A 10,625-nucleotide genomic window follows, 5' to 3' on the forward strand; every position below is an offset into this window, starting at 1 on the left:
GCTCTTTTTGGCCATAGCGCTTCACGCGCGGGCCGGGGCCACGCGCCGCCGCTTGATGCGGCCAACAGCGACAAAGTCGCTCATAGGTGGGCACGCCGAATTCCGTTGCAGGAGAGGCGCTTGCGACTCAAGTGCCTGAAGGTGTTCACGGCGTGGTGCTTACGGGACCAGTGGGCTTCGTGAGGCGATTTCCGCGACATTGTCGCTAATAGGCGGGCACAACCCCACCGTGGGGACAGCGGCGGCGCTCCGGCTGGCGCAGGGGGACAGCGCCGGGGAACAGCGCAGGAGACAGCGCTCAGGCGAACAGCGTCGAACCCCAATAGCCCGATGTGTCGCCCTCCTTCAGCCCAGGCGGGCAGGCGAACACCGCGGTGCCGGTGTGGGTGATGTACTCGTTCATGGCGTCCTTGCGCGACATCTCGCCGAGCATCGGGATGAACTGTTTCTCCGGGCTGCGCACGAACGCGATGAAGAACAAGCCCGCGTCGAGATGGCCGAAACCGTCTGTGCCGTCGGTGAAGTTGTAGCCGCGGCGCAGGATCTCGATGCCGCCGAGATTCTGTGGTGAGACGAGCCGGACGTGGGCGTCGACGTCGATCAACGGTGTTCCCTTGTCGTCGGCGAGGTTGAGATCGAGTTCCTCGAATTCTTCCTGCAGACCGTTGGGGGCGCCGCTGCCCTTCTGGCGTCCGATGACGCGCTCCTGCTCGAGCAGGGTGGTGCGGTCCCAGTTCTCGATGCGCATGCGGATGCGTCGCGTCATGAGGTAGGTGCCGCCGGTCAGCCAGGCCGGGCCGTCACCGTCGGCGACCCACACGTGCTTGTCCAGCAGATCGGTCTGGTCGGCCTTGATGTTGTTGGTTCCGTCCTTGAACCCGAACAGGTTTCGCGGTGTGGCCTGATCGCGCGTGGTGGACGACGTGCGGCCGAACCCGAGTTGCGAGTAGCGCACTGCGACGGTCCCGAAACCGACGCGGGCCAGGTTGCGGATCGCGTGCACGGCAACCTGCGGATCGTTGGCGCAGGCCTGTACGCAGATGTCGCCGCCGGATTTCGCCGGATCCATCGTCTCGTTGGGGAATTTCGGCAGGGCGGCGAGCTCGGCGGGTTTCTGGTCGGCGATACGGAAGCGGTCCTTGCCGTCCTTGAGAAAGAAGGTCGGCCCGAAGCCGATCGTCAGGGTCAACTGCGAGGCGGGCAGGCCGAGAGCTTCGCCGGTGTCGGACGGTGGCGCGTAGGGATTGCCGTCGACCGCTCCGCCCGGCTCGGTTTCCTCGCCGCGGGTCATGCGCTCGGCCATCTCCGTCCACTGCTGCAGCAGCGCGATGACGTCCTCGCGTTTGTCGGTCGTGACATCGAACGCACAGAAGTGCATCCGGTCCTGCGCCTCGGTGATGATGCCGGCCTGCCGCTCACCGCGGAACGGCACCGGACCCTGCAGCTGGCCGTGGGGCGAGCTGGCCGCCGCCGAAGCGCGGCCGGCCAGCGCACCCGCGCTGGCCGCACCGACTACCGCCGCGGTGACCCCGGCCGCACCGAACAGCTTGCGTCGAGAAATGCCCGACGGCTGGGGTTCCCGCTTGTCGACGGACTCGTCGACGGACTCACTGTGGGGCGATGACACCTTGCACCTGGCTGACTTCTTTGCTCAGCGCGTCGATGGCGCGCGAGAGCTCCTGACGTTGCGGTTCGGTCACCTTGTCGTAGGAGACGAAACCATCGCCTTCACGATACTTCTCCAGCAAGGCTTCGACCTCGGCAAAGCGCTGATCGACGCGCTTGCCCAGATCGGGGTTGCGCTCGTCGAGGATCGGGCGCACCGAGGCGACCGCGGTCTGCGAGCCCTCGACGTTGGCCTTGAAGTCCCACAGGTCGGTGTGGCTGAAGATGTCCTCTTCGCCGCTGATCTTGCTGATCGCGACCTCGTCGAGCAGGCCCTGCGCGCCACCGGCGATCTGGGTGGAGTCGATGCTCCAGTCCGGCGCCTTGACCCCGGCGTCGAGTTCCTTGACGTCGGCCACGAGCTGGTCGGCGATCGCGTTGGTGTCGGGCTGCAGCCCGGTCACCCAAAGGTCCTTCTCCAGGCGGTGGAATCCCGTCCACTTCTGGCCCGGCTCGAGGTCGGCCTCACGCAGGTCGATGCGCGGGTCGAGGTCGTTGGGGAACGACTCGGCGACCGGCTCGATGCGCTCGTAGTACGTGCGCGACGTCGGGAACAGCGACTTGGCCTTGGCGATGTCCTTGGCCTTGATCGCGGCGACGAACTCTTCGACGGCCGGGATCAGCGCGTCGGTCTGGCTGTTGACGTAACGCTTGTAGCTGTCGGCGGCCTCTTTGAACTTGCCCTCGGTGTCGACCTGCACGGCTTCGCCGCTGACGACGAAGTCACCGCGGATGCCCTCGCCGACCATCCCGGGCCGGCACGAGGTCTGGTAGGTGCCGGGCTGGGTCAACTGGACGATGAGCTGACGCTTGAGCCCGGGGGAGATGTTCTCCACCTCGCCCATGACACGCTCACCCTCGCCGTAGACGTAGAACTCGGTGACCTTGGTGCCGTTGTTGGTGACGACGAATGTGCTCGGCCCGGTGGCTGCCTCGGTGCCCGACAGCTTGCACTCGGTGTCCGACGCGTCGACGGTGATCTGGGCAGGCTTGTCGCCGCCCGCCTCGCCGCTGGGCGCGGATTCTTTGGCCTGGCAGCCGGCCAGGGAGAAACCGGCAAGGACGGCGGCAGTGGCCGCAACTCCAGACTTCACAGCGGGGGTGATCTTCACTTGGGCGACCTTTCGGAGGAGGTGGAGGTCTCCGGGTCGACACTCGGCTCGGAGGATGTGGAGACGTCAGCTGAGCGGGCCGGCTTGAGGAACAGCGCGAGCACGATGACGATGTAGGCCAGCCACGCGGCGAACTGCAGCACCGTCGGCGTCGGGTCGATGTTGAAGATGCCCTGGATGATCTCGCCGTACCAGGCCGACCAGTCGAACGCACCGCTCATGTCGAAGGCCACCGAGCCGAGGCCGGGGATCCAGCCGACCGTCTGCAGCGCCTTGATGCCGTAGGCGAGGATCCCGGCCGCCACGACGATGAGGAACACGCCGGTGTACTTGAAGAACTTCGCGAGGTCGATCCGGACCGCGCCGGCGTACATGCCGTAGGCGATCGCAGCCGCGATCAGCACGCCGATGATGAGGCCCGTCAGCGGCCAGAGTGTCTCGGCTTCGGCGTAGCCCACCATGAACAGCGCGGTCTCGACGCCTTCGCGGCCGACCGCGAGGAACGCCAGCAGCGCGACCGCGGGCCCGCCGGTCTGCAGTGCCCGCGACATCTCGCTGCGTAGCTCGCCCGACATCGACGCGGCGGCCTTCTTCATCCACAGCACCATCGTGGTGACGATGACGACCGCGAGCAGTGAGGCGATGCCGGCGATGGCTTCCGCGCCGAGACCGCTGATCGTGTTCTCCCCGAACTGGATCGCCAGGAACACGATGATGGTCACAGCAATCGCACAGCCAACTCCCAGCCACACCCATTTGAGTGTGTCTCGGCGTTCGGATTTGACGAGAAACGCGACGAGAATCGAGACCACGATCGCGGCTTCCAAACCTTCGCGCAGGCCGATCAAACCGCTGCCGAACAGCTGCGATGTGACGTTGGATGCGGCCAGAAGGCTGGTCGGAGCGTCTGCGATGGCAGTCATCAAAGCGTCCTCGCTTGACCGGAGAAAATACGTAGCCTTGGCTTGCCATAGCAAGGCGTGGCTCACCTTAGCAGGGGGCGGTCAACGTTCGGTCGAGTTCGCGCTGGGGCTGTCGGTCACCGAGCCGGGCCCCGCGCATGGGACGATGGGCCACGAGTAGAGCAGGTTGAGGGAGTCCGGTGTCGCCAGTTCGTTGGCTGCGGGCTGTCGCGGTGATCGCAGCGACAGCACTGCTGATGGCTTCCAGCTGTTCATGGCAGCTCGGCACCCCCATCCCCGAGGGCGTGCCGCCGCCCGCCGGCGATCCGGTTCCCCAGATCGACACCTACGCCAAGGGCAGGCCCGCCGATGCGCTCCGCGAGTGGGCGGCCGAGCGGGCTCCCGCGCTGGGCATGCCCGTCAACGCCCTGGAGGCCTACGCCTACGCCGCCCGCGTCGCCGAGGTCGAGAACCCGAACTGCAACGTCAAATGGACCACGCTGGCCGGCATCGGCATGGTGGAGAGCCACCACGGCACCTACCGCGGCGCGATGGTCGCCCCGAACGGTGACGTCAGCCCGCCCATCCGGGGCGTGCAGCTCGACGGGACGGCGGGGAATCTGCGGATCGCCGACACCGACGGCGGCAAGCTCGACGGCGACGACGAGCTGGACCGCGCGATGGGGCCCATGCAGTTCATCCCCGAGACGTGGGGCCACTTCGGGGTGGACGCCAACAACGACGGCAAGGTCAGCCCCGACAATTTCGACGACGCCGCGCTCTCGGCGGCCGGCCTGCTGTGCTGGAACGGCAAGGACCTGTCCAACCCGCGCGGCTGGATGAAGGCGCTCAAGGCCTACAACAACTCCGAGCAGTACGCGCGTGCGGTGCGGGACTGGGCCACCGCGTACGCGTCCGGTCACCCCCTCTGACACGACTCCGGCTACCGCAGGCTCTAGGCTCATGCAGTAGCGCCAAGCACGCCAAGGACTCGATCAAGGACGCAATAAGGAGAAGCCAGTGCCCATCATCGAGCAGGTTGGAGCCCGCGAGATTCTCGATTCCCGCGGCAACCCGACGGTCGAGGTCGAGGTGGCCCTGACCGACGGCACGTTTGCCAGGGCGGCGGTGCCCTCCGGCGCGTCGACCGGCGAGCACGAGGCAGTCGAGCTGCGCGACGGCGGAGCCCGCTACGGCGGCAAGGGCGTCGAAAAGGCCGTCGAGGCGGTGCTCGACGAGATCGCGCCCGCGGTCATCGGGCTCGGCGCCGACGATCAGCGGCTGGTCGACCAGGCACTGCTCGACCTGGACGGCACGCCCGACAAGTCCCGCCTGGGCGCCAACGCGATTCTCGGTGTTTCGCTTGCGGTTTCGAAGGCCGCCGCGGAATCGGCCGGCCTGCCGCTGTTCCGCTACATCGGCGGGCCGAACGCACACATCCTGCCGGTGCCGATGATGAACATCCTCAATGGCGGTGCCCACGCCGACACCGGGGTGGACGTGCAGGAGTTCATGGTCGCCCCGATCGGTGCGCCTTCGTTCAAGGAAGCGCTGCGCTGGGGTGCCGAGGTCTACCACTCCCTCAAGGCCGTGCTCAAGAAGCAGGGCCTGGCGACGGGCCTCGGCGATGAGGGCGGTTTCGCTCCCGACGTCGCAGGCACCAAGGCGGCGCTGGACCTGATCTCGTCGGCCATCGAGGCCACCGGCTTCAAGCTGGGCAGCGACGTGGCGCTGGCACTGGACGTGGCCGCCACCGAGTTCTACACCGACGGAACGGGTTACGCCTTCGAGAAGGAGACCCGCACGGCCGACCAGATGACCGAGTTCTACCGGGGACTGATCGAGTCCTACCCGCTGGTGTCGATCGAGGATCCGCTGTCGGAGGACGATTGGGACGGCTGGGTCGCGCTGACCTCCGCGATCGGTGACCGGATCCAGCTCGTGGGCGACGACCTGTTCGTCACCAACCCCGAGCGGCTTGAGGACGGCATCGAGCGCGGCGCGGCCAACGCGCTGCTGGTGAAGGTCAACCAGATCGGCACGCTCACCGAGACTTTGGATGCCGTGGCGTTGGCGCACAACAGCGGTTACCGCACGATGATGAGCCACCGCAGCGGTGAGACCGAGGACACCACGATCGCCGATCTGGCGGTCGCGGTGGGCAGCGGCCAGATCAAGACCGGCGCGCCGGCCCGCAGCGAGCGGGTGGCCAAGTACAACCAGCTGCTGCGCATCGAGGAAACCCTCGGCGACGCCGCCCGCTACGCAGGCGATCTGGCGTTCCCGCGGCTCGAAGCCAAGTAGCCGAGCGCCCCATGATGCGGACCTGACCGGGTTGGCCTGACCACGATGCCCGATCCGAAGCGACGATCCCCGGCCTCCCGACCTGGAGGGCCGGGGAAGTCGGGCAAGTCGAATCGGCCGCGACCGGCGCAGGCCCGGCGCCGGGTGACCGACAACCGGCCTGCGCAGATCGAGCAGGCGCCCGACGAGGCTGTCACCAAAGCCATTGCGGTACAAGCGCAACAACAGGCCGAGCTGCAGTCCGAACAGCGGTTCGGCTCGGCGGCCCGGCGCGCTGCGATCCTGGCTGCCGTGGTGTGTGTGCTGACGCTGACCATCGCCGGACCGGTCCGGACATATTTCGCGCAACGCACCGAGATGAAACAGCTCAAGGCCAGCGAGGAGCAATTGCGAGCGCAGATTGCCGAGCTCGAACAGCAGAAGGTCAAACTGGCCGACCCGGTGTACATCGCGGCCCAGGCGCGTGAGCGGTTGGGCTTCGTCATGCCCGGTGACACCCCGTATCAGGTTCAGTTGCCGCCCACGGCTGCCGTGCCCGCCGAGCCCGGGGTCCCCGGCGCGCCCGGCTCCACGGTGCCTGCCGGGCAGCCCTGGTACACCTCGTTGTGGCACACGATCGCCGATCAGCCGCACGGAGTGACGCCCGCCGTCCCGCCGGTCCCGCCGCCTCCGGGACCCCCACCACCCCCGGCGCCCGGTGGTTGACGCCGCCGACATCGACGCTGTCACACGGCAATTGGGCCGTGAGCCGCGCGGTGTCCTCGAAATCGCCTACCGCTGCCCGAACGGTGAGCCCGGTGTGGTGAAAACCGCGCCCAAGCTGCCGGACGGCACGCCGTTTCCGACGCTGTACTACCTCACGCATCCGGTGCTGACCGCGGCCGCGAGCCGGCTGGAATCGTCGGGCCTGATGCGCGATATGACCCAACGGCTGCAGGAGGATCCGGAGCTGGCCGCGGCCTACCGGGCCGCACACGAGTCGTATCTGGCCGAACGCGACGCGATCGAGCCGCTGGGCACGACCTTCACGGGCGGCGGCATGCCCGACCGCGTCAAGTGCCTGCATGTGCTGATGGCGCACTCGCTGGCCAAGGGGCCGGGTGTCAACCCGTTGGGCGATGAGGCGTTGGCGATCCTCGCCGTCGAACCTGCCATGGCCGGAATACTGGATCGGAGTATCTGGGTATGAGTCGCGTCGGAGCAATTGACTGTGGCACCAACTCGATTCGCCTGCTGATCGCCGACGCCGTGGACGGCCGGCTGCACGACGTCCATCGCGAGATGCGGATCGTGCGGCTCGGTCAGGGTGTCGATGCGACGGGTGAGTTCGCGCCGGAAGCGTTGGCGCGCACCGAGTCCGCGTTGGCCGACTATGCCGCGCTGATGACCAAGCACTCGGTGTCGGCGGTGCGGATGGTCGCCACCTCGGCCGCCCGCGATGCCGGCAACCGCGACGAGTTCTTCGCGATGACCGCGCGCCAGTTGGGCGCGGTCGTGCCGGGCAGTGTCGCCGAGGTGATCACCGGAACAGAGGAGGCCGAACTCTCGTTCCGCGGCGCGGTGGGTGAACTCGACCCGGTGGAGGCGTCTTTCGTGGTCGTCGACCTGGGCGGTGGCTCCACTGAGCTGGTCGTCGGAAAAGATTCGGTTCAGGCCAGCTTCTCGGCCGACATCGGCTGCGTGCGGTTGACCGAGCGGTGCCTGCACAGCGATCCGCCGACCGCCGCCGAGGTCGAGGCTGCCCGCGCCGTGGTGCGTGACGGGCTTGCCGAGGCGCTGCGTGCGGTTCCCGTGGACGGCGCGCACACGTGGGTGGGTGTGGCGGGGACGATGACGACGCTGTCCGCGCTCGCGCAGGGGATGACCGAATACGATGCCGACGCTATTCACCTGTCGCGCATCGGATTCGATGATCTGCTGCGAGTGTGCGATGAGCTCATCGGCATGACGAAGCAGCAGCGCCTCGCGCTCGGGCCCATGCACGAGGGGCGGGCCGACGTCATCGGGGGCGGCGCGATCATCGTCGAGGAACTGGCTGCGGTGTTAGGTGACCGGGCCGGCATCGATCAGCTCGTGGTCAGCGAGCATGACATCCTCGACGGCATCGCGTTGTCTATCGCACCGGGCTGACGCGCCCGCCCGCGAGCAGGCGCCGCAGCATGGCCGGTTGCAACATGGCAGTCGGCGCGTCGACCAATTGCAGTGTACGGATGAAGGTTTCGGCAAGCACGATGTCGGTGGCCAGCGCTGCCCACACTCTGTCCATGCCACGATTGAGTAGCCGCCTGGGTTTCGTCCGCCAGTCATCGGTCGGCGTGAAGTTGAAATCGGTGAACCGGTTCGACCACCAGATCGGCGCGAGTTTCTTGGCGGCCGCGCGGAAGTACCGCGTGGCGAGGTCGGTGGTATCGGCCGAGGACAAGCATTGGCGCAGCGCCATGGCCTGCAACGCAGCCGAGGTCATGCCCTGGCCGTATACCGGGTTGAAACTGCATACCGCATCGCCGATCACGATGAGACCTTGCGGTAATCGGTTGAGCTTGTCGTAGCGGCGCCACACGCTCACGGGGTAGTGCTGAGCGGTCACTGCGCCGAGCGGTTGCGCGGCGCGCAGCGCCGAACTGAACTGCGGCGGCAGTAGTTCGGTGGCGGCGTCGAGCACACCCGGTAGGTCCGTGGGCAATTTGTGCCCCGCGACCCCGATCAGGGTGAGGATTGCCGTGCCGTCCTCGTACGCCAACACGCCGGCGCCGCAGCGTTTTTCGACGAGATCGTTGACCGCGGCGACCTTCTCGGTGAGCGCGCCGGACGGCAACCGGAAGAACTGGCTCGAGTAGCTGAGACCGACCGGGTACTTCCGCTCGCGTGGACGCTCGTAACCCCTCGCTTCGAGAAATGCGGGCGTGCGGCCCGCGCGGCCGGTCGCGTCGACCACGAGGTCGGCCTCCAGCATCCGTTCCGCACCCGTCTCACGGTTGGCCACCCGGGCAGCGCTGATCCGACCGGACGAATCCAGGACCGGCTCGATCACGTCGTGACCGTCCATGATCGTGACGTTGCCGAACGCCGAAACGCGCCGCCTGACGTGTGTCTCCAACAAGGGTCGGCTGGCCAGAACGATCACCACGTCGTCGGATCGGGTGAAGCGCCCGGATCGGCAGGCCACGTGCTCACCGACCCGCAGATAGAACAGTGACGGATCGTCGATGCCGTCCATGACATGCGCACCGGCGGCGGCGAGTTCGTCGAACAAGCCGGGAAACAAGTGTGCCAGACGCGACGACCCGCCGCTCAGCATCATCTGCAGATGTCGGCCGTGGGCAACACCGCGGCGCTGGATCGCATTGTCCGGCAAGACATCACGCTCGACAACCGTGACGGATTCGTAGAAGTCGGACAACACTCGAGCCGCGAGTAATCCGGCCATGCTTGCGCCGCAGACGACGGCGTGCTTGCGGAGATGGTGCCCTTCAGGCCCTCCCTGGCTGACTGACCACCCCGCACGGTCAGCCTGACATCGGCCCGAGGCGGTGTCCACCAACGACGGGTCACGAATTCATGAGAAGACCAGACGCCGGAAAAGCGAACGGCCGGAGGTGGTTTCCCACCTCCGGCCGTTGCCGTACTGCTCTGGGTTATGCCGCCGGGCCGTGATTGCTGGCCGGGGCGGTGCCGGGCGCAGGCGGAACCGGGACAACCGTCGTCGTCGGCTGCACGCCGGCGGGCACGAGCGCCGGGTCGGCCGGAGCGGCCGGGACGGCCTCGGTGCCTGCCGGAACCGGTGCGACCTCAGCGGGCGGAACAGCGGTCGCGGCGTTGCCCGCACCCGCGGGCACGGCTGCGGGCGCCGGTCCACCTTCGGCGACGGGGGTGCCGTGCGCGACCGGGGTCGGTGTGGCCTCGGCGCCCGCCGGAGCCGGAGCGGTCTCGGTGCCGACCGGGGTTGCGGCGGTGGCGGCAGGCAGGTCAGTCGCACGGGTGCCCGCGCCGGCCGGGACGGCCTCGGTGCCTGCCGGAGCCGGGGTGGCCTCGGCCGCGGCAGGCGCCGGGGTGGCTTCGGCGCCTTCGGCTTCGGCGGCCGCGGCAGGAGCGGCGGTGGCCGGGGTGGCGGCCGAGGTCGCCGGCCGGCTGCCGCTCTGGGCGGGTGCCGGTGCCGGTGCGGCCGGCTTGTCCCACGCGAGCAGATCGCGGCCACCGGCGTTGTAGACGACGGAGGTGGGCTGGGCACCGGTCACGTCGAAGTAGATCTTGCCGCTGGTCTTCTGGCCCTGCGGGATCGTGGCCGGGTTGACGCCCTGCGGGGTGGCGACCTGGAACAGCGCGCGGTAGTTCTCGCCGCCGGCCCCGCGGAGGTTGAAGTTGGAGACGATCGGGGTCACCGAACCCTGGATGGCCTCATCGGTAGCGGTGACCTCCCACAGGGTGCCGCGCACGTCGTAAGGAATGGCGTCGGTGCTGGGCTTGAGGTCGGTGACCGTCCAGCCCTGGATCACGTTTCCGTTGTCCAACTTCGCCTGGCTGCCCAGCGTGGCGGTGGTGACGGCGCTGGCGTCACCGAGCGCGACGGGCGCGCTGGCGAGGATTCCGGCTGCGGCGATTGCGGCCGCGGCCAGGGCGGTTCTGGCATTCGCGATCTTCAAGG

General features: G+C 68.0%; 10 protein-coding genes. 5 read left to right on the forward strand and 5 right to left on the reverse strand.

Annotated elements, in window-relative coordinates; genetic code table 11:
• Nucleotides 1–298: 298 nt before the first annotated feature.
• The 3 genes from efeB to efeU are packed head-to-tail and all read right to left on the reverse strand — an operon-like array spanning nucleotide 299 to nucleotide 3,700.
• Complete coding sequence (efeB, locus tag ACOI2T_RS07325) at nucleotides 299–1,627, reverse strand: iron uptake transporter deferrochelatase/peroxidase subunit (RefSeq protein WP_409504893.1); 1,329 nt, start codon at nucleotides 1,625–1,627, stop codon at nucleotides 299–301.
• Nucleotides 1,608–2,777, reverse strand: a complete 1,170-nt coding sequence (gene efeO / locus ACOI2T_RS07330) for an iron uptake system protein EfeO (RefSeq protein WP_409504892.1) — start codon at nucleotides 2,775–2,777, stop codon at nucleotides 1,608–1,610. The genes efeB and efeO overlap by 20 nt, the downstream gene beginning before the upstream one ends.
• Complete coding sequence (gene efeU / locus ACOI2T_RS07335; protein ID WP_409504891.1) at nucleotides 2,774–3,700, reverse strand: iron uptake transporter permease EfeU; 927 nt, start codon at nucleotides 3,698–3,700, stop codon at nucleotides 2,774–2,776. Before efeU ends, efeO begins: the two co-directional genes overlap by 4 nt.
• 179 nt (nucleotides 3,701–3,879) lie before the next feature.
• On the opposite strand from efeU, the gene ACOI2T_RS07340 reads away from it, so the two are divergent.
• From ACOI2T_RS07340 to ACOI2T_RS07360, 5 genes are all read left to right on the forward strand, one after another.
• Nucleotides 3,880–4,611, forward strand: a complete 732-nt coding sequence (locus tag ACOI2T_RS07340; RefSeq protein ID WP_409504890.1) for a lytic transglycosylase domain-containing protein — start codon at nucleotides 3,880–3,882, stop codon at nucleotides 4,609–4,611.
• A gap of 88 nt (nucleotides 4,612–4,699) precedes the next feature.
• Complete coding sequence (eno, locus tag ACOI2T_RS07345; RefSeq protein ID WP_409504889.1) at nucleotides 4,700–5,983, forward strand: phosphopyruvate hydratase; 1,284 nt, start codon at nucleotides 4,700–4,702, stop codon at nucleotides 5,981–5,983.
• A gap of 45 nt (nucleotides 5,984–6,028) precedes the next feature.
• Nucleotides 6,029–6,688: an FtsB family cell division protein gene (locus ACOI2T_RS07350; protein ID WP_409504888.1), complete on the forward strand. Its 660-nt coding sequence runs from the start codon at nucleotides 6,029–6,031 to the stop codon at nucleotides 6,686–6,688.
• The gene (locus ACOI2T_RS07355; protein ID WP_409504887.1) at nucleotides 6,681–7,172 is read left to right on the forward strand and encodes a DUF501 domain-containing protein; all 492 of its coding nucleotides are present in this window, start codon (nucleotides 6,681–6,683) and stop codon (nucleotides 7,170–7,172) included. Before ACOI2T_RS07350 ends, ACOI2T_RS07355 begins: the two co-directional genes overlap by 8 nt.
• A complete protein-coding gene (locus ACOI2T_RS07360) occupies nucleotides 7,169–8,113 on the forward strand; it encodes a Ppx/GppA phosphatase family protein (protein WP_409504886.1) in 945 nt (314 codons plus the stop codon). Before ACOI2T_RS07355 ends, ACOI2T_RS07360 begins: the two co-directional genes overlap by 4 nt.
• Here the strand turns inward: ACOI2T_RS07360 and ACOI2T_RS07365 are convergent.
• A complete protein-coding gene (locus ACOI2T_RS07365) occupies nucleotides 8,097–9,410 on the reverse strand; it encodes an FAD-dependent oxidoreductase (protein WP_409504885.1) in 1,314 nt (437 codons plus the stop codon). The genes ACOI2T_RS07360 and ACOI2T_RS07365 overlap by 17 nt on opposite strands.
• A 208-nt stretch (nucleotides 9,411–9,618) precedes the next feature.
• On the reverse strand, nucleotides 9,619–10,623 hold the full coding sequence (locus tag ACOI2T_RS07370) for an MPT63 family protein (RefSeq protein WP_409504884.1): 1,005 nt from the start codon (nucleotides 10,621–10,623) through the stop codon (nucleotides 9,619–9,621).
• Between the last annotated feature and the right edge of the window lie 2 nt (nucleotides 10,624–10,625).

Source organism: Mycolicibacterium wolinskyi str. Jessa 2025, assembly GCF_049241375.1.
GTDB lineage: Bacteria > Actinomycetota > Actinomycetes > Mycobacteriales > Mycobacteriaceae > Mycobacterium > Mycobacterium wolinskyi.